This window comes from Vibrio sp. 10N.261.55.A10 (assembly GCF_041470825.1).
Classification (GTDB): Bacteria; Pseudomonadota; Gammaproteobacteria; order Enterobacterales; family Vibrionaceae; genus Vibrio; species Vibrio crassostreae_C.
The window spans coordinates 150,667-170,461 of the sequence record NZ_JBFRNC010000050.1 but is presented as its reverse complement, the minus strand read 5'-3'; the positions used below and the strand labels follow the sequence as shown (position 1 = coordinate 170,461).

The 19,795-nt window shown below is 45.0% G+C and carries 17 protein-coding genes; 5 read left to right on the top strand and 12 right to left on the bottom strand.

The genetic code is table 11. From position 1 onward, the window contains the following. Positions 1-164 precede the first annotated feature (164 nt). The 6 genes from vpsR to xerD all read right to left on the bottom strand — a co-directional run bounded on the left by vpsR (position 165) and on the right by xerD (position 8,273). Positions 165-1,499, bottom strand: a complete 1,335-nt coding sequence (gene vpsR, locus AB4274_RS16065; RefSeq protein ID WP_017062873.1) for a cyclic-di-GMP-binding transcriptional regulator VpsR — start codon at positions 1,497-1,499, stop codon at positions 165-167. Between the two features lie 271 nt (positions 1,500-1,770). Beyond that, positions 1,771-3,303 carry a lysine--tRNA ligase gene (lysS, locus tag AB4274_RS16060; RefSeq protein ID WP_017059330.1) on the bottom strand — a complete coding sequence of 511 codons (1,533 nt, stop codon included), beginning with the start codon at positions 3,301-3,303 and terminating at the stop codon, positions 1,771-1,773. Positions 3,304-3,401: 98 nt separating this feature from the next. Beyond that, positions 3,402-4,500 (bottom strand): peptide chain release factor 2 gene (gene prfB, locus AB4274_RS16055; RefSeq protein WP_100208942.1). Its coding sequence is split into 2 segments (ribosomal slippage): positions 3,402-4,424 and positions 4,426-4,500, totalling 1,098 coding nucleotides; the frame shifts between segments, so codons are not numbered across the junction. 235 nt (positions 4,501-4,735) lie between these two features. Further along, complete coding sequence (gene recJ, locus AB4274_RS16050) at positions 4,736-6,472, bottom strand: single-stranded-DNA-specific exonuclease RecJ (protein ID WP_017059329.1); 1,737 nt, start codon at positions 6,470-6,472, stop codon at positions 4,736-4,738. Between the two features lie 80 nt (positions 6,473-6,552). Beyond that, positions 6,553-7,332 carry a thioredoxin fold domain-containing protein gene (locus AB4274_RS16045; RefSeq protein ID WP_017062874.1) on the bottom strand — a complete coding sequence of 260 codons (780 nt, stop codon included), beginning with the start codon at positions 7,330-7,332 and terminating at the stop codon, positions 6,553-6,555. Positions 7,333-7,358: 26 nt separating this feature from the next. Beyond that, positions 7,359-8,273, bottom strand: a complete 915-nt coding sequence (xerD, locus tag AB4274_RS16040) for a site-specific tyrosine recombinase XerD (RefSeq protein ID WP_017059327.1) — start codon at positions 8,271-8,273, stop codon at positions 7,359-7,361. Positions 8,274-8,423: 150 nt separating this feature from the next. Here xerD and fldB point away from each other — a divergent pair, with 150 nt between their 5' ends. Beyond that, positions 8,424-8,945: a flavodoxin FldB gene (fldB, locus tag AB4274_RS16035; RefSeq protein WP_048606779.1), complete on the top strand. Its 522-nt coding sequence runs from the start codon at positions 8,424-8,426 to the stop codon at positions 8,943-8,945. A 146-nt stretch (positions 8,946-9,091) separates the two neighbouring features. Here the strand turns inward: fldB and brnQ are convergent, their stop codons facing one another. Continuing rightward, entirely contained in the window at positions 9,092-10,405 is a 1,314-nt protein-coding gene (gene brnQ, locus AB4274_RS16030; protein WP_017059325.1) for a branched-chain amino acid transport system II carrier protein, read from the bottom strand. A gap of 314 nt (positions 10,406-10,719) precedes the next feature. Here brnQ and AB4274_RS16025 point away from each other — a divergent pair, with 314 nt between their 5' ends. Continuing rightward, on the top strand, positions 10,720-11,448 hold the full coding sequence (locus AB4274_RS16025) for a tRNA1(Val) (adenine(37)-N6)-methyltransferase (RefSeq protein ID WP_017062876.1): 729 nt from the start codon (positions 10,720-10,722) through the stop codon (positions 11,446-11,448). 107 nt (positions 11,449-11,555) lie between these two features. Then, a complete protein-coding gene (srmB, locus tag AB4274_RS16020; protein WP_017059323.1) occupies positions 11,556-12,821 on the top strand; it encodes an ATP-dependent RNA helicase SrmB in 1,266 nt (421 codons plus the stop codon). Between the two features lie 133 nt (positions 12,822-12,954). Here srmB and yaaA read toward each other — a convergent pair whose 3' ends face one another. Together yaaA and AB4274_RS16010 are read right to left on the bottom strand one after the other, a co-directional pair. Beyond that, on the bottom strand, positions 12,955-13,731 hold the full coding sequence (gene yaaA / locus AB4274_RS16015) for a peroxide stress protein YaaA (RefSeq protein ID WP_017059322.1): 777 nt from the start codon (positions 13,729-13,731) through the stop codon (positions 12,955-12,957). A gap of 208 nt (positions 13,732-13,939) precedes the next feature. Then, positions 13,940-15,367 (bottom strand): sodium:alanine symporter family protein, encoded by a 1,428-nt coding sequence (locus AB4274_RS16010; protein WP_032545312.1) that lies wholly within the window; start codon positions 15,365-15,367, stop codon positions 13,940-13,942. Positions 15,368-16,076: 709 nt separating this feature from the next. Between AB4274_RS16010 and AB4274_RS16005 the strand changes: the two genes are divergently transcribed. Beyond that, positions 16,077-16,265, top strand: a complete 189-nt coding sequence (locus AB4274_RS16005) for a DUF3545 family protein (RefSeq protein ID WP_372112592.1) — start codon at positions 16,077-16,079, stop codon at positions 16,263-16,265. Between the two features lie 151 nt (positions 16,266-16,416). Here AB4274_RS16005 and AB4274_RS16000 read toward each other — a convergent pair whose 3' ends face one another. The 3 genes from AB4274_RS16000 to nfo all read right to left on the bottom strand — a co-directional run bounded on the left by AB4274_RS16000 (position 16,417) and on the right by nfo (position 19,041). Next, the gene (locus tag AB4274_RS16000; RefSeq protein ID WP_017070073.1) at positions 16,417-16,968 is read right to left on the bottom strand and encodes a hemerythrin domain-containing protein; all 552 of its coding nucleotides are present in this window, start codon (positions 16,966-16,968) and stop codon (positions 16,417-16,419) included. 86 nt (positions 16,969-17,054) lie between these two features. After that, entirely contained in the window at positions 17,055-17,735 is a 681-nt protein-coding gene (gene ung, locus AB4274_RS15995; RefSeq protein WP_017059317.1) for a uracil-DNA glycosylase, read from the bottom strand. 397 nt (positions 17,736-18,132) lie between these two features. Further along, the gene (nfo, locus tag AB4274_RS15990) at positions 18,133-19,041 is read right to left on the bottom strand and encodes a deoxyribonuclease IV (RefSeq protein ID WP_017062881.1); all 909 of its coding nucleotides are present in this window, start codon (positions 19,039-19,041) and stop codon (positions 18,133-18,135) included. Between the two features lie 326 nt (positions 19,042-19,367). On the opposite strand from nfo, the gene grcA reads away from it, so the two are divergent. Continuing rightward, entirely contained in the window at positions 19,368-19,745 is a 378-nt protein-coding gene (grcA, locus tag AB4274_RS15985; RefSeq protein ID WP_017059315.1) for an autonomous glycyl radical cofactor GrcA, read from the top strand. Positions 19,746-19,795 lie beyond the last annotated feature (50 nt).

The window sequence follows — 19,795 nt, the reverse complement described above, 5'->3', positions numbered from 1 at the left end:
TATTCATTTACATATAACATATTCACTATGATTATATAAAATCACAGCATATCTCTCTTAGAGTCTAACTAGAAAACAACGGACTACCCTTCAGAAACAAAAAAGCCACGTAGATACGTGGCCTTTAATTTACGGTGACTGAATAAAGTCATGTAGAGAAGAGTCTAAACAACACCTTCAGAGATTAGGCTGTGTTTATTCAGCAAGCGGTACATCGTCGCTCGTGATACACCGAGCTCCTTAGCCGCCAATGAAACCTGACCACCGTAAGATTCCAATACAATCAGTAACGCATCGCGCTCTGAGCGCTCTCGAATACTCTTCAAGCTTCGGCGTTCATCATTCTGTTTTGGTAAATCCAGTTGGTGATCCTCAATGATCACAGCATCAGACATCAACACAACACGCTTAATCTGATTCATCAGCTCACGCACATTTCCAGGCCAATGGTATCGATTCATCGAACGGATAGCATCGTCTGAGAAGCTCTTCGCTTGAGCATTAAACTCTTTCGAGTACTCACGCAGAAAATGATTCGCCAGTACTGAAATATCGCTCACACGTTCTTTTAAGCTTGGAACATGAATACGCAGAACATTGATATAGTGATAAAGCTCTTCATTGAAGTCGCCCTCGATCAACGCCTTCTCGATATCAGAGGAGTTCGCGGCCAGAATACGCACATCGACAGATTTAGGTCCATTCGCAGTTTCAATCTTACCTTCTTGTAGAAAGCGCAACAGGTTCAGTTGTTGATTGCGTGGCATCGCTAAAACATCATTAAGCAAGATGGTTCCGCCATCGGCTTCTTCCAACATACAAGGCGCAGTCGCTGACTGTGCTGATATGCCAAACACCTCGGCCTCTATTCTCATTTCAGACAAGGCACGACAGTTAACCGTTAAAAATGGTTTCTGTGCTCGCGACGAATTTTGATGAATCGAGCGTGCAATCGTCTCTTTACCAGCCCCACTCTCGCCATAAATCAAGATACTGACATCAGTCGGCCCAATACGCTTTACTTGGTCTCTCAAGCGCTTCACGGCCACAGAATCGCCTAGCAGTCCCATGTTGTTATTGATGCCGTAGTTTGGCCATACCTTCTGCTCAAGCTTAAGCATACCCAGTTGGTGACCAATGGTACTCAGCAATTGAGCATCTGGGATTGGTGCCGTGAAAAAGTCGATACAGAAGTTGACGATAAACTGGCAGATCGTATCAGAGCTTAATTGAGATTCACGGATAAAGGCGAGCCATCTCACCTGCTTGTTATTGCTCACAAGGTTAGCAATACCGTTGAGACTGAACTCATCATGACTAAGATCGACAATACCAATACATGGGCCAATATCAGCAATCAAGGCATCGGCTTTTCGTAAATCTGCACACTGGGTACACTGCCAACCCACTTGTTCTAACACTGATAACCAGGGTTCGTACGCACCACCAACGACGATAAGAGAACCTGGTAAGGAATCCATCTTAAATTGAGTTCCCATCCTTCTTCCTTATTCTATTTTTATTTAAATCAGACTAATACGAGTCACTGCTTCATCGTTCGACAAAATGCCGCGAGAGCGTATTCAGCGCAGAGACGTATAGTAGTGAGACTATCTTAGATTTTATGTCTCAATAGTAAGACTATGTCAGAAATAACGATTTTTCGAATCAAGAGTGCGGTACAGACTAGGTTTTGAAGCCCCAAAACAGAAAAAGCCACCCGAAGGTGGCTTTTTAATTACATAGGCTGTTACGCCCTATAAGCGAGAATTACGCCTGTGGACGCATTGCCGGGAACAAGATCACGTCACGGATTGTGTGCGTGTTTGTAAATAGCATTGCTAGACGGTCGATACCGATACCTTGACCCGCTGTTGGCGGTAGGCCGTGCTCTAGTGCAGTAATGTAGTCTGCATCGTAGTACATCGCTTCGTCATCACCCGCGTCTTTCGCGTTAACTTGCGCTTTGAAACGCTCGTCTTGGTCTTGTGCATCGTTAAGCTCAGAGAAACCATTCGCAACTTCACGGCCACCGATGAAGAACTCAAAACGGTCTGTGAAGAACGGGTTGTCATCGCTACGACGAGCTAGAGGAGAGATGTCCGCTGGGTAGCCAGTGATGAACGTTGGTTGAATTAGCTGAGGCTCAGCCGTTTCACCAAAGATCTCTTCTAGAAGCTGACCACATGTCCAGAACGTTTCTACGTCTACGTGTACAGATTTTGCGATAGCAACCATCTTTTCACGGTCTTGTAGGTCTGCTTCTGTTAGCGCTTGAATCTCAGCGTGCTCAGGGTTGTAGTGTTTGATTGCATCGAACATGCTCATGCGAGCGTAAGTGCCACCGAACTCAACCGTTTCGTCACCGTAAGGCATAGAAGTAGAACCAAGAACGTCCATTGCTGCCGTGCTTAGCATCTCTTCTGTCAGATCCATAAGGTCTTTGTAGTCAGAGTACGCTTGGTAGAATTCCATCATTGTGAATTCTGGGTTGTGACGTGGAGATAGACCTTCGTTACGGAAGTTACGGTTGATCTCGAATACACGGTCAAAACCACCCACCACTAGACGCTTAAGGTAAAGCTCTGGTGCAACACGTAGGTACATGTCGATGTCTAGTGCATTGTGATGAGTGATGAACGGACGTGCAGTTGCGCCACCCGGGATCACGTGCATCATTGGCGTTTCAACTTCTAGGTAGCCTTTCGCGCTCATGAAGTTACGGATTGAAGATACAAGCTTAGAACGCACGATGAATGCATTACGAGAATCTTCGTTCACGATTAGGTCAACGTAACGCTGACGGTAACGCATCTCTTGGTCAGTTAGACCGTGGAACTTCTCTGGTAGAGGACGAAGTGCTTTAGTCAGCAATTCAAACTCTTCCATGTTCACGTAAAGGTCGCCTTTACCTGATTTGTGAAGCGCACCTTTAACACCGATGATGTCACCGATATCTAGGCCTTGGTACTTCTCTTTCAGTACTTTTTGAACGTCTTTCGCTGCGTATGCTTGGATACGACCAGAAGTTTCTTGAATCGCAAGGAATGGACCACGCTTCGCCATAACACGACCAGCGATCGCAACGATGTGGTTAAGCTCTTCTAGCTCTTCCTTAGTCTTCTCACCGAATTCCGCTTGAAGATCGCCAGCTAGGTGCTCACGACGGAAGTCATTTGGGTGACCGTTAGCTTTGCAGTTTTGGCGGATGTGATCCAGCTTGCTGCGGCGCTCAGCGATTAGTTTGTTCTCTTCAGGTGAAGAAGCTTCTTGTGCGTTTTCGTTTTGAACAGCATCAGTCATTAGAGATGTACCCTGCTTTTAAAATTTGGACCGCTATATTTTTGTAAATATAGGCATTTTTACCAATATTATTGGTAAAGCTTAATAGTTGATAAAGCTTACAGACCTGATTTCAGGCTAGCTTCAATAAACTTGTCTAAGTCACCGTCAAGAACCGCTTGAGTATTACGGTTTTCGATGCCGGTGCGTAAATCTTTGATACGAGAATCATCCAGCACGTAAGAGCGGATTTGACTGCCCCAACCGATGTCTGATTTCGTCTCTTCGCTCGCTTGTTTTTCAGCATTTTGTTTTTGAATCTCAAGTTCAAAAAGCTTAGCACGTAGCTGCTTCATCGCTTGATCTTTGTTCTTATGCTGCGAACGGTCATTCTGACACTGAACCACAGTGTTAGTCGGAACGTGAGTAATACGTACCGCTGATTCCGTGGTGTTTACGTGCTGACCACCAGCGCCAGAGGCACGGTATACGTCAATACGTAGGTCAGAAGGATTAATGTCGATCGTAATGTTGTCATCAATCTCAGGATAGATAAACGCAGATGCAAATGAAGTATGACGACGACCACTTGAATCAAATGGTGACTTACGAACTAGACGGTGAACACCAGTCTCTGTGCGTAACCAACCGTAAGCATACTCACCAGAAATACGTACCGTTGCGCCTTTAAGGCCAGCAACATCACCATCCGACACTTCGATAACTTCAGTCTTGAAGCCTTTCGAATCTGCCCAACGTAAGTACATGCGCAACATCATTGAAGTCCAGTCTTGAGCTTCTGTACCGCCCGAACCTGACTGTAAATCGATGTAGCAATCTGATGCATCGTGATCACCAGAGAACATACGACGGAATTCCAGCTTCTCTAGCTTAGCTTCAAGCTCGGCCAGTTCTGGTTCAATTTCATCGAACGTTTCTTGATCTTCTTCTTCAACCGCAAGCTCTAATAGGCCATCAACATCCTCAACACCTTGGTCAAGTTGGTCGATCGTTTCTACTACCGCTTCCAATGCAGAACGTTCTTTACCTAGCGCTTGAGCACGCTCAGGTTCGTTCCATACATCCGGTTGTTCTAATTCTGCGTTTACTTCTTCTAGACGCTCTTTCTTAGCGTCATAGTCAAAGATACCCCCTCAGGATATTTGTGCGCTCAGACACATCCTGCAGACGGTTTTTTATAGGATTGATTTCAAACATTTTAGCTCATCATTTATGAGTAGAATTTAACCGAAGAATTGTACTCAAAAGTGTGACGGAGATACAGAATTTTTTAGAGTGGTGAACCAAGATTCAACAACTTAATGGGATATAAAATTGACAGGCATAAAAAGCACGTAAATTTTGTAAGGGCAGGAAGGAAAACAAGCCCTGTTTTTGAACAGAGCTTGTTGAATTTGGCACTATATGATGAGCATTATTGAGCCCAAAATCACTATTTGGCTTCGATATGATCAATCATCAGCTGCAACGATTGGTTGCCGCGAAATTCGTTGATATCGAGCTTAAATGCAAGATGAACGGTTTTTACTGATGCATCAGGCCAGCGACGTAGGTCGACGTTAAAGGCAATACCGTCAATCATCACATTGGTTGGGTGGCCTTTGTAGAGCGGCTCAAGCATCAGCTTAAGGTGCTTTTCACCCACCAGCTTTTGGTGCAGCACTTTAAACTCACCATCGAAGATTGGCTCAGGGAAAGCTTGTCCCCACGGGCCACCTGAACGCAGCGTTTCAGCGGTGTGCATCGAGAACTCTTCTGGTAACAGCTCACCATCAGACAAGATAATGCCCTTCAGTGCTGTTTCTCCAAGTTCATTCTTCACCACATCATTGAACAGCTTGCTGAAGCGTTCAAAGTCCTTTTCCATGATGGTTAAACCAGCCGCCATTGCGTGGCCACCAAATTTAAGAATCAAGCCAGGGTTTTGAGTATCAATTCGGTCCAATGCATCACGCATGTGCAGACCCGGAATTGAACGACATGAACCTTTGATACTGCCTTCGCCGCCATCTGCAAACGCAATCACTGGGCGGTGGTATTTGTCTTTGATACGCGAAGCCAAAATACCAATCACACCTTGGTGCCAATCACGTTGGAATAGTGCCAAGCCAGAAGGTAGGTCGTCTTTACCAAATTCAAGGCGCTCACAAAAAGCCATCGCTTCTTGCTTCATACCCTCTTCGATCTCTTTACGTGTTTGGTTCAAGCCATCTAACTCACTCGCCATTCGACGAGCCGCATGGATGTTGTTACTCATTAGCAGCTCAACACCAAAAGACATGTCGTCCAATCGACCAGCTGCATTGATACGAGGACCAAGAGCAAAGCCAAAATCAGACGCCACCAAACGCTTAGCGTCTCGCTTAGCGATTTCGATCAAGGCTTGAATACCCGGACGAGCTTTACCCGCACGAATACGTTGCAAACCTTGATGCACTAAAATTCGGTTGTTTTCGTCGAGTGGGACCACGTCGGCAACCGTACCCAGCGCCACAAGGTCAATCAATTCCATCAACTTAGGTTCTGTCATGCCGCGCTCTGCAAACCAACCCAACTTACGCATGTGAACACACAATGCCATCATCAGATAAAAAGCGACACCAACCCCCGCTAGGGCTTTCGAAGGAAAAGCACAACTTTCAAGGTTTGGGTTAACCATAGCATCGACCATTGGCAGTTCATTGCCCGGCAAGTGATGATCGGTAACCAGAACCTCTAGCCCTTTCTCTTTAGCAAAGCGAACACCTTCAATTGAAGATACACCGTTGTCGACCGTCATGATCACTTCAGCACCAAGCTCGATTGCCTGTTCAACAACCTCAGGGCTCAAGCCATAACCATCTTCAAAACGGTTTGGTACCAGATAGTCGACGTTAGAGCTGCCGAGCATACGTAACGCTAAAACAGACAGCGCCGAGCTGGTCGCGCCATCGGCATCAAAGTCACCAACAATGATGATGCGTTTTTGCTGCTGAATAGCTTTGAACAACAGCTCAACCGCAGCATCAATGCCGCCCAGTTTTTGATAAGAGTGCAAGCCTTTCGCTGCTGTCTCTAGTTGGTCGGCACTGTCGATTCCACGACTCACATAAATGCGCTTTAACAAGTCAGGTAAGTGAGCAGGTAAGACTGAAATGTCGACCTCAGGACGGCGTTGGATCTCTATCATATAAAAATGGGCCTGATATTAATCAGGCCACTCCTTAAATCAAAAACATGGGGGATAAATTGGCAATACAGAAAACGAGATTATTGCTCTAAACGTTGAAGAAGTTGTGCTGGCGGTAAGTAACCACTCACCAACTCACCACTTGCTAGCACGATAGCCGGTGTGCCATTGATGCCAAGCTCACGACCCAGTTGGTATTGTTTAGCAATGATCTGCTTTTGCTCTGCTAGGTCTTTACCAGACGCTGGCATTTGACGGTTTACTTTAGCGTCATGCATCGCTGTTTTTGGATCATCTGACGCCCAGATTGCTGCCATTTGATCGGCAACTTGCCCTGTCGCACCTTGGCGTGGGTAAGCCATGTAACGAACGGTGATACCCAAATCGTTGTAGCCTTGCATTTGGCTGTGCAGACGAACACAGTAGCCGCACGTAATGTCAGTAAATACCGTCACAACATACTTTTCGTTATCGGCTTTGTATTCAATAACCGTATCCGACATCGCTGCCACTTTTTCAGCATTCAGCGGAGCTTGACGCTCAGCCAAAACATCACTGAACTTTCCGTTTTCATCCAAAGAGTAAAGTGTACCGGCTAGAAAGTGATCGCCCTCTGGAGAAGAAAATATAATGCCGCTGTTGGTTTGAACTTCTAACAAACCATCGATATCCGAAGGAACAATCTTATCGACCTTAATACCGATTTTTTCAAAACGCTTAGTTAACGCAGCTGTATCAATAGCTTGAGCTGGAGCAGCTTCTACGGCTGTTGATGTTGTTTCTACTTTCGCTTCTGATGCATTACATGCAGTAATCATAAGAGGAAGCGCTAGTAGAGGAAGACGGCGTAATACGCTCATTAAGTTCACCTTAAAAATAAATGGATTTAAGCACGTGGGTGATGCTGCGCATGAATTTGCTTGAGCCTTTCAGTCGCCACGTGAGTATAAATTTGGGTTGTCGATAAGTCACTATGCCCAAGTAACATCTGTACGACCCTGAGATCTGCGCCATAGTTCAGTAAATGCGTCGCAAAAGCGTGTCTCAATACGTGTGGTGACAACAGCTCTGTATCGATCCCAGCGACGACCGAGTAGTGCTTAATACGATACCAGAACGTCTGACGGGTCATTTGCTTGGCGCGTTTACTCGGAAAAACCACATCAGAACTGTTTTCGCCAAGTAGATGTGGACGACCTTGTTCAATAAAAGTCTCTATCCAATCCACCGCATTTTCGCCCATTGGTACTAAGCGCTCTTTGCCACCCTTACCAATAACACGCACCACGCCCTGTCTTAGGCTGATGTTTTCCATCGTCAAGCTAACCAGTTCTGTCACACGCAAACCGGTTGCATAGAGTAACTCAAGCATCGCCTTATCGCGAAGCTCAATCGGATCGTTCGGATCTGGCGCATCGAGCAAAGCATCAACCTGTTCTTCGCTCAAATCTTTCGGCAAGCGTTGCGGCAGCTTCGGGCTGATCAACAAGGCACTTGGATCATCGCCTCTGATTTTCTCGCGGTGCAAATATTGGAACAAGCGACGAATCGCCGACAACATACGGGCACGAGAGGTCTGCTTAAAATCGGCGTCGGCTAACCAGCCTTGATAATCCTGTAAACCTGAAAGGCTAATGAAGTCGAGGCGGTAATTGTTCTTTTCCATCCACGCTAATAACTTGGACAAATCGGTACGGTACGAGACAAGCGTATTCTCCGATAATCCTCGCTCCATCCACATAGCATCTAAAAACTGCTCAACGAGACCGTGGTCTGCGCTCTGCCCTTGAGGCGACTGCATAGTGTTACTCACAATATTGGAAACTGTTTTGAGAGTATGCCAGAGCAAATATGAATGCCATAAAAATTACGACTTGAGCGGATAATCGCTGCAATCGAAGTCGATTTATGGTTAGAATTCGCCATCTGAAATTAAAATCGAACGTTTGCTATGAAAATTGGATTATTTTACGGCTCAACCACCTGCTACACAGAAATGGCAGCAGAGAAAATTCGCGGCATTATTGGTGAAGACCTAGTTGATATCCATAACGTGAAAGAAACCCCTCTTTCATTGATGGCGGACTACGACCTTTTATTGCTGGGCATCTCGACTTGGGACTTCGGTGAAATCCAAGAAGATTGGAATGAACTGTGGGAAGACATCGCAACCACGCCTATGAAAGGCAAGGTTGTGGCTCTGTTTGGTTTGGGTGACCAAGAAGGCTACGGCGAATGGTTCCTAGATGCGATGGGTCTATTGCATGATGAACTGAAAACCGCGGGTGCAGAGTTTGTTGGCTTCTGGCCAAACGATGACAGCTACGAGTTCGAAGCGTCTAAAGCGTTAACCGAAGACAAATCTCAATTCGTTGGTTTGGCGCTTGATGAAGATTCACAATACGAGCTAAGCGACGACCGTATCGCAAGCTGGGTTGAGCAAGTACTGGTTGAGTACAGCGAAAAGCTATAACCAAACAGAAGTACTCCCGGCTAAGTAGCTAACCAAGTAACTAGCTGGATATAAAAAGACCACAGAATACAAAAAGGCCTCATTACTGCGAAGTAATGAGGCCTTTTCTATTTCATCTCGAAGGACAATCTAATCTCAACGGAAGATTAAACAGTCTCTTCAGCCATCTCTTGTTCTGTTGACTTGCCAACAAAGAACATACAGATGATTGCAGCCGTTGTTGGAAGCAACCAACCCATACCGATCTCAAACAGTGGCAGCATCTTAAGTGCAGACACGTCTACACCCGCTACTTTAGCGCCATCAATAAGAGCAAACAGCAGTGACACTAATACCACTACGCGGTAAGCCGCTTTTGGATTAGGGAAACGGCTACGTAAGAATGTCAGAGCAACCAACGCGATAGCGACTGGGTACAGTGCAAACAGTACTGGAACAGACAGAGAAATCAGTTGAGAAAGACCAACGTTCGCAACGGTTGCACAAGCTACACCATTGATGATTACCCAAGTCTTGTAAGACAGAGGCGTTAGCGAGCTGAAGTAATCAGAACATGCTGACACAAGGCCAATCGCCGTAGTTAGACATGCTAATAGTACGATCACAGAAAGCACTAGCTGACCAGAAGGACCAAACAACGATTGAACGTATAGGCTTAAAATAGCACCGCCATTGTCTGCCCCAGCTGCGACTGTTGCACTTGTTGCGCCTAGGAAAAATAGAGAGATGTAAACAAACGCCAGACCCGCTGCGGCAATACAACCCGCGCTAATTAGGTACTTAGTCGTCGCTGCACGGTCAGTAATGCCCTTGCTACGAATCGCATCAACAATCAGCATACCAAACATCAAAGAAGCAAAAGTATCCATGGTGTTGTAGCCTTCAAGGAAACCTTTGGTTAGTGGTTGAGTGATGTACTCACCGTGAGCCGCAAGAATATCGCCTTGAGGGTTAACGAATACAGCAATCGCCAGCACAACCAAACCAACGAACAGTGCAGGTGTTAGCACCTTACCAATGACGTCAATAAGCTTACCTTGCGACCATGAGAAGAACATCGCTACTGCAAAAAATGCAATCGAAAAGAGAGTTAGGTGAGCTTGAGAGGCATCGATGAAGAACGGTTTCACCGCCATCTCATAGGCAACAAGGCCAGTACGCGGTGCAGCAAATGCAGGACCGATAATGATAAAGATCAGTACAGCCATGATGGTTGCTGCTTTCTTAGGAAGATCTTTAGTTAAGTGACCCCAAGAGCCACCAGCCACTGCGACCGCGACGATAGTGATTAACGGCAGACCAACGGCAGTCAGCAGAAAACCAGACATCGCTGGAAGGAAGTGATCACCGGCTAATTGGCCAGCTAGAGGTGGGAAGATGATGTTACCCGCACCCAAGAAAAACGCAAAAAGCATAAAGCCCAATGCCATTATATCTGTTAGTTTTAGACTCTGTTTCACAGATAATCCTTAATTATATTTATGAATTTATGTTGTGCTTACATGAATGTTACAGCTCAAAGCTGCCAATCAATCTATAAAATAGTCGCGCATAATGACGAAACAACTGGCTAGCTGCAAGTCACCACACAAAAACACCATATAAATTTGCATATGAGAACAAAAAGCAGTGGATTCCACTAGCTATAGAAAAATAGCCACAATTATAAACTAACCATAATGCACAACAATATTCTTCCAAGCAGAACATTGATTCATACAAGCGGTTAACATTAGAGCTAATCACTTAAAATATCTCGATACTCAGAACATTAATGAAAGACAAAACAGTGCAAACTAAAAGCTTCAATTTTAAGCAATTCTCAATTTACGGCGGGAAAAGCGGTATGCCAGTCAGTACCGATGGCGTATTACTTGGCGCTTGGGTAAGCCTGCCACAAAGATCATGTGTACTCGATATTGGAACCGGGACAGGTCTGCTGGCTTTGATGGCTGCGCAGCGTTTTGAAGATGCTTCAATCTCTGCGATAGATATTGATCAACACGCTATTGATGCTGCCACTGTCAATATTGAGCAGTCGCCTTGGCAAAATCGTATCTCCCTTGATCACGGCAGCGTGTTAACAACCGACTTTCCACAAAGGTTTGATGCGATCATCTGTAACCCGCCCTACTTCAACTCTGGAGAACAGGCGCAGCAAAGCCAAAGAGCCACCGCCAGGCACACCGACAGCTTGGATCATTTAGCGCTTGCCCAGCGTTGTTTCGAGATAACAACCGACGCCGCGACTGCCAGTTTCATCCTACCGACGCCTGAGGGGGAAGGTTTTATCAAGCTTGCCGAGCAATGTGGTTGGTATCTAGCAAAACGCCTTGATGTGAAAACAACAGACAAGAAACCGGCTAGCCGAATTCTATTTGAGTTATCTAAAGATCCTGCTTGCGAGCAAGATTTGCAGCGCGAATCGCTTACAATTCACCATCAAGGTGGTTATAGCGAAGCATTTATTGCGCTCACTAAAGATTTTTATCTCAAGATGTAGCAAATACCATGTGATCCTAATCACTAATGCTTCTATAATGTCCGACTACTCTTTTTTATCGTCTGCTTTTTGAGGCAGAAACATTTATTGCTTGTGGAGAAACAACAGTGATCAGAACCTTTGCAGAACTCGATCTAAACCAAGAGCTGCTTAAAGCAATTGACGAAATGGGCTACGAACGTCCAACACAGATACAAGCTGAAGCGATCCCACAAGCGTTAGATGGAAGAGACGTTTTGGCTTCTGCGCCAACAGGTACTGGTAAAACAGCATCATTTGTATTGCCAGCACTGCAATACCTACTGGATTTTCCACGTAAAAAATCTGGCCCTGCACGTATGCTTATCCTGACGCCAACGCGTGAGCTAGCAATGCAGATCACCGAACAAGCACGTGAGCTTGCTAAATACACCAGCCTAAATATCTTCACGATCACGGGCGGTGTGATGTACCAAGAGCACGCAGATATCTTAAGTACCACTCAAGATATCGTAGTAGCAACACCTGGCCGTTTGATGGAATACATTGAAGGCGAGCGTTTTGACTGTCGTGCGATTGAATGGCTGGTTCTAGATGAAGCCGACCGCATGCTAGACATGGGCTTTGGTCCTGTTGTTGACCGTCTGTCTGCAGAGTGTCGCTGGCGTAAACAAACTTTACTGTTCTCAGCAACGCTAGAAGGTAAAGGCATTGAAGGCTTCACTGAAGATCTACTGAAAAACCCAGCGGAGATCGATGCGAAATCATCACTTCGTGAGCGTAAGAAGATCACTCAGTGGTACCACCGTGCAGACACAGCAGAGCACAAGCTGAACATCCTAAAGCACGTCATCACAGAGCAAGCTGAGCGCAGCATCGTATTCTTGAAGACGCGTGATCGTCTAGGTGATCTACGAGCTCAACTTGAAAGCGCGCAAATTCCATGTGCGTGGATCCAAGGTGAAATGCCTCAAGATCGTCGTAACAACGCGATTGCTCGTTTCCGTGACGGCTCTGTAAACGTACTACTAGCGACTGACGTTGCTGCTCGTGGTATCGACCTTCCAGACGTAAGCCACGTAATCAACTACGACATGCCACGTACTGCTGACGTATACCTACACCGTATTGGCCGTACTGCTCGTGCTGGTAAAAAAGGTAACGCGGTTTCTATCATTGAAGCGCACGATCAACTAATGATTGAGCGTGTGGCTCGTTACACAGACGAACCAATCAAAGAACGCTTTATTGAAGGCATGCGCCCTACGCATAAGAAAGCGGCCGTGACTAAGAAGAAGAAGCCGAAGAAAGAAGATAAGAAAGCGGTAGAGAAACAAAAAATCGCGAAGAAGAAAAAAATCGCGAAGAAAAAGAAAGCAGCAAAGAAGAAGTAATCTACCAGCTTCAACGATTCAATAAAAAAGCCCCATGCAGTTCGCTGCATGGGGCTTTTCTCTATCTGGCCTGTCTCGGTCTCTAATATTAACTACAGGCTAAAACCGAGAGCTACTCGTTAGCCAAGGACTACTAGTTTTGCTCTTCGCGCTTAAAGACAAGCTCTTTCGCGTTCGACTCTTCTTCAACGAAGTAGTAGCCCGCCGTATCAAACTGGGTCAGCGCCTCAACCGAGTCGATCTTGTTCTCGATGATGTAGCGAGCCATCATGCCACGCGCTTTCTTCGCGTAGAAACTGATCACCTTGTACTGACCGTTCTTGCAGTCTTTGAATACAGGGGTAATCACTTGGCCATCCAAGTTCTTCGGCTTCACGGCTTTAAAGTATTCGTTCGACGCTAGATTGATCAACACATTGTCGCCTTGAGCATTCAACGCTTCATTGAGCTTGTCTGTGATGATGTTGCCCCAGAACTGGTACAAGTTAGTACCACGAGCATTGGCTAAGCGTGTACCCATCTCTAGGCGGTATGGCTGCATCAAATCTAATGGCTTAAGCAAGCCATATAACCCAGAAAGCATGCGCAGGTGGTCTTGTGCGTAGTCAAAATCTTCATCCGATAGCGTTTCAGCGTCTAGGCCAGTGTATACATCGCCTTTAAAGGCTAGGATTGCTTGGCGTGCGTTGTCTTGGGTAAAGGTCTCGCTCCACTGCTCAAAGCGCGCTACGTTCAACCCTGCGATTTTATCGCTGACTTTCATCAGTGCAGAAATATCTACTGGCGTCAGTTTGCGGCACTCTTCAATCAGCTCAGCAGAGTGTTCAACAAACTCAGGCTGACTAAAGCGTTCCGTCGCTAATGGTGATTCGTAATCAAGTGTTTTGGCTGGAGAAACGACAACTAACATAACTTTACCCTAATCGGTTATCTAACTGGATGCTGCTAGAGTATAGAAAAAACATCAACTTGTCTTTATGACTGTTCCTATTACTTCGATAGGGAGAATGAGCTTCGATAGACAGAATGAGACAAATGACAGGCAAACAAAAAGGCTAAGGTCGAAACCTTAGCCTTTCTAATCACTTTAGGATGAGCCGTTTATCGCTCCAACAAGATTACTTCTTGTTGTTGTCCCAAATACCGTCTTCCAGCTGAGACTTAAGCTCTGGGAAGTCATTCGAATCGAATGTTGGTACTTTACCCGCGTCTAGTTGGCGGTTGTAGTCTTTCGCTAGCTTAATCACGATACCTGATAGCAGGATAATCGCCACCAAGTTAACAATCGCCATTAGGCCCATCGATACGTCAGCCAGTGCCCATACCGTTGGTAACGTCGCTAGAGAACCGAACATAACCATACCCAGAACAACGATACGGAACAGCACTAGGCCCTTCTTGTTGTTGTGCTCAAGGAAGATAAGGTTCGTTTCAGCGTACGAGTAGTTTGCAATGATTGAAGTGAAAGCGAAGAAGAAAATCGCTACCGCTACAAAAATGCCGCCCCATTCGCCCACTTGTGCTGTTAGTGCACGTTGCGTTAGTTCGATACCCGTTACTTCACCGTGTGGTACATACTCACCAGACATCAGGATGATTGCGACTGTTGCTGAACAGATAACAATGGTATCCATGAACACGCCTAGCATTTGCACGTAACCTTGTGATGCTGGGTGCGGTGGGTAAGGCGTAGCAGAAGCTGCTGCGTTTGGCGCAGAACCCATACCCGCTTCGTTCGAGAACAAACCACGTTTGATGCCGTTAATCATCGCTTGTGCGATTGCGTAACCTAGGCCACCCGCTGCTGCTTCTTGCAGACCGAATGCACTCTTGAAGATAAGAGCCAGTACTTCAGGCACTTTCTCGATGTTCGCGAACATCACGTACATAGCGATCGCTAGGTAAGCCAATGCCATGATTGGAACGATGATTTCTGCTGTGCGTGCAATCTTACGGATACCACCGAAGATAACGAACGCAGAGATGATTACGATACCAACACCAACGTAGCTACGCTCAAGGTCGAATGCCGTATTCATTGCGCTTGCAATCGCGTTCGCTTGAACCGCGTTGAATACAAGACCAAATGCAATGATGAGGAAGATAGAGAATAGAACCCCCATCCAACGCATGCCTAGGCCTTTCTCCATGTAGTATGCAGGGCCGCCGCGGTAGTTACCGTCGTTATCACGCGTTTTGTATAGCTGTGCCAGTGTGCTTTCTGCAAACGATGTTGCCATACCTAGCATTGCGATTAGCCACATCCAGAAGATAGCACCAGGGCCACCGGCGGTTAGTGCTACAGCAACACCTGCCATGTTACCCGTACCTACACGAGCAGCGAGACTAGTACAAAGAGCTTGGAAAGAAGAGATACCAGCACTGTCTGCTTTACGGCTGTTTCTAAGAACAGAGAACATGTGGCCGAAATGGCGGAATTGAATGAAGCCTAGTCGTACAGTGAAGTAGATACCCACACCAACCAGTAAGTAAACTAAGATAGATCCCCAAAGGAGATCGTTCATCAAATTGATTAAGTCTGTCACGTGAACCTCGTAATTGAGTTTAAGCACCGATCATGCTTCCTAGCCTTCCTCTTAATCGCCTATGCCTCTGTCAATGTTGTGTCGGCACTCTTGTTATATTCTTGCGGCGATTGAGACTGTAAATGTCGCTTCATGCATCCATTTTACGTATCAGTGTATTTTTTGACGGGCGGATAATGCAGCGAGACGGCCTAAAAATCAATATGCAAATACACTTATATTAAAATGACATTTCACTAATAACACACCTTTTGTTAACACAACTTTCAACAATGCAGCCCAATAAAAGTCACATTATCGGGACATAATATCAACAACAGCCACGGCACTACCCCAACAAGAACACCATCCTATAAAAATGACGTCAGCCTAGGTTTTACAAGGTATAGTGAAGATCTTCGTTTTTTTCTAGGCCAATGAGATCCCTATACCGCACGGTACCATGTGCACTTCAATGCATTGTAGTCAAAACGCTATTCCATTCGTACAATGAATTAACATTCAATAACCCCCAATTTAATCGTTTACTTAGGTTTGTTTGCCTGTTTTTTATACATAATAATTCTCACAATGTGTGAGCATGCATAAGAAAATAGAACAAAAGCTTCATGGATTTGAAACAAATGAGAAACAAATCAAAGTTATTGTGAACCTAAATATGATATTTATTGGTTCGTAAGAACTAGTCCCACGGAAGGAGATATGGCTTATGGATAGCTTTCAATTCGATGAAGTATCAGAACTAGAAATGCCTCGTGTAACTCAAAAATCACGCTCGAAACCACTCAAGCGTAAGTGGCGTGAAATCGAAGCCATCAACGATCGTAGGAAGCTTGAGAAAGAGCTGAGAGAGATGAACCTAGGTCTTGATTTTAGCCTTGACGATATAAAACTTTAATCAGCACGATAAGAAATCAGATAGCAAAAGGCACCTATATAGGTGCCTTTTTTATTTTTTGAGGTAGTTAATCCGCTCAAAGCGCCATTTGGAAACCAACCCTCTAATATAGAGGACACCTAAAATAGGTGCACCTCAACATTACAACGGGCTAAACACACTCTTGTTCATTTTGTCGAACCCGAGCCGCGAGTTGGCGATATTGATCGGCGATGGTCTCTCCAAAAACAGGGTCATCTTCCGGTTGAAGCCATTGAGACTCCACTTCTTGCCAATCTTTCACCGTGAACGCCTCAACAATCATGGGTAGCACATGCTTCTCTTCATATTCCATGTGCTTTCGCTGAGCCTTAACAAACGCTTCAAGCTGCTCAATAAAGACTTGCTGAGGAACCACCGCATCTTGAAGGATCATATCGACCAAACCTAAAAAGTCCGCCGTTTTCTCAGAAAGCAATTGATGCTCTAACTCCAAGTCTTCAATCGCTTGCTCGCTGCCATATTGCTTAAGATAGTAGCGATAAATGACGTCTTCTTTAGGGTGATGCACTTTGTCTGAATGGTTCATAAGGTAATGAACCACCTCTGCGATCAGGCTATAGTTTATTTCTCGCTCCTGTTTCAGAAACTCTAACTTACTGTTGAGTATCGCGAGTAAACGAGCCATATAGCCATGCTCTCGTCTTATCCTTTCAATCATCATAGTATTGCACTCCATTACACCTACTATTTACAAGTGTATACGAATATGCTGATTTATGATTTGACCCTGCTCAGAAAACCACCAACCTACACTTCTGTTGGTAAACGCCAGTCAATAGGTTGTTGATCCATAGAAGAAAGCAGCTTGTTGGTTGTAGAGAAATGCTGACAACCGAAGAATCCACGGCGTGCCGATAATGGCGATGGGTGAGGTGCAACCAACACATGATGCTTGTCGTCATCAATCGCTTGACCTTTCTTCTGGGCGTGTGCGCCCCACAACAAAAAGATGATCGGTTCAGAGCGCTGATTGAGCTCAGCAATAATGGCATCGGTAAAGGTTTCCCAGCCACACTTAGCATGTGAGTGTGCTTTTGCCTCTTCGACTGTAAGGACTGTGTTCAACATCAACACCCCTTGCGATGCCCAAGAATCGAGATAACCATGACTAGGAATCTCAAAGCCCTCTATATCTTGTGCAAGCTCTTTGTACATATTGCGTAGAGAAGGTGGGATTTTCACACCAGGAAGCACTGAGAATGCTAAGCCGTGAGCTTGGTTAGCACCGTGATAAGGATCTTGCCCTAAGATAACCACTCGCACGGATTCGAAAGGCGTCATATCAAAGGCACTGAACACCTGTTCTTGTGGCGGGTAGACGGTTTTGCCACTATTACGTTGCTGTTCAACAAACGCGAGGACACTCTGAAAGTACTCTTTATCACGTTCATCATTAATAATGGATTCCCAAGTCTTTGGTGCGGTCATCGTTTTACTTCCCAATCATCAAGGTTTCTAGCGGCTTTCGCCAGACAAAAAAATAGCTGTATCGGCTAACTGTCCTAAATAAGGCTCTAGTTATACCTCATACAGCTATCAATAAACATGATGTGTAGGGTTCACTTGTTGATGAATCATAATAATCAGTTCAAGTTGTGCTTATCTCGATTAACCACTTTTCTGCTGTGTACGATGGTGGCCGTGGTTATGCACGTGACGGTTTGGTGTAGGTAAACGGCGTGCGACAGCAATAGTTGAAGTTTGGGTGATTGAATACATAAAGGCACCTCCTCTAAGACATCGTGAACTACATATTCACTTTAATACTATGAAAGAAAGGTGCCAATTTTTAGAAATAGACGGAAATAAATTTCCCCCTCTATTATTACGCTTGTTCGCTCGCTAGCGTTGCTGAGCGATGAAACATTCTAAGTTGTTGAATTTCCTCTTTCCAGATCGTCGAATCAATGGTTTCCAAGATAAGAGGGATACCATTAAAGCGAGAATCAGAGGCAATATACTCAAAACAATCCCAGCCAATTTCGCCTTTTCCTAAAGAATGGTGTCGATCGACTCGGCTCGCGAACTCAGCTTTTGAATCATTGATGTGCATTGCTCTTAGATAGTGCATACCCACGATGCGGTCGAACTCAGCAAAAGTATGCTCACAAGCCTCTTTTGTACGTAAGTCATAGCCAGCAGTAAACGTATGGCAGGTGTCTAAGCACACACCAACACGTGACTTATCTTCTACCTGTTCGATGATCTCTGCTAGATGTTCAAACTTCCAACCCAGATTAGTGCCCTGCCCAGACGTATTCTCGATCACTGCGATTACGTCAGGTACCGCTTGATGAGCTAGGTTGATCGATTCAGCGATCTTCGCCAAACATTCGCTTTCTGAGATTTTCTTTAAATGACTCCCAGGATGAAAATTCAAAAGCGTTAATCCAAGTTGATTACAACGCTCCATTTCATCAATAAAAGCCGCGCGTGATTTCTCTAGCTTCTCTTCTTCTGGTGCTCCTAGGTTAATAAGGTAGGAGTCATGAGGAAGAATGTGCTCAGCACCGAAGCCCAACATTTTGCAATTAGCTTTAAAGGCACTAATGGTTTTCGCTTCTAGCGGTTTTGCCGCCCACTGTCTCTGGTTCTTGGTAAACAGTGCAAACGCATTGGCGCCAATTTCACGTGCACGCATAGGCGCCTGATCAACTCCACCAGCAGCCGAGACATGAGCGCCAATAAACTTAATATTTGTTTCCGGTTTTGAGGATGAATTATTGTTTGTCATTAAATCACTTTACACTTTCAGAATGCTTAATAAATAAAGGGTCGTATCGGTTGTAGTTCAATAAAAACACAACAAATGTAGTAAACTTACAACAAATATGACTGTTAAATATTTTTTATACTTTAAAATATTTTGTAATTACTTTGTTTTCAAAGGTTTTATTGATTTACCTCAATATAATCACCTTTGTAAAAATATGGTTTTTGGTTGTTTTTTGACTTAAATCAATGTTAACCTTACTAATATTAGGTATATATTACCCGGCTCAATAAAAATCGAAAGTTAACACCATAATCAAACCACATTCAGTGGACTAGGAGATAGTTATGATCCAAGGTATTCAAATTACTAAAGCAGCAAACGATGACCTACTAAACTCAATCTGGCTACTAGATAGCGAGAAGAATGAAGCTCGTTGTGTTGTTGCTACTGCAGGTTTCGAAGCTGACCAAGTTATCTCAGCTGCAGACCTAGGCGAGTACGAAAGCCGTGAAGTTGCAATCGAAGCAGCACCACGCATCGAAGGTGGTCAACACCTAAACGTTAACGTTCTTAAGCGTGAAACGCTAGAAGACGCAGTTGCTCACCCAGAGAACTACCCACAGCTAACTATCCGTGTATCGGGTTACGCTGTACGTTTCAACTCTCTAACAACTGAACAGCAACGTGACGTTATCGCACGTACGTTCACTGAGTCTCTATAATTTTTAGAGCTTAAATTAGAATACAAAAACGGCGCTCATTGAGCGCCGTT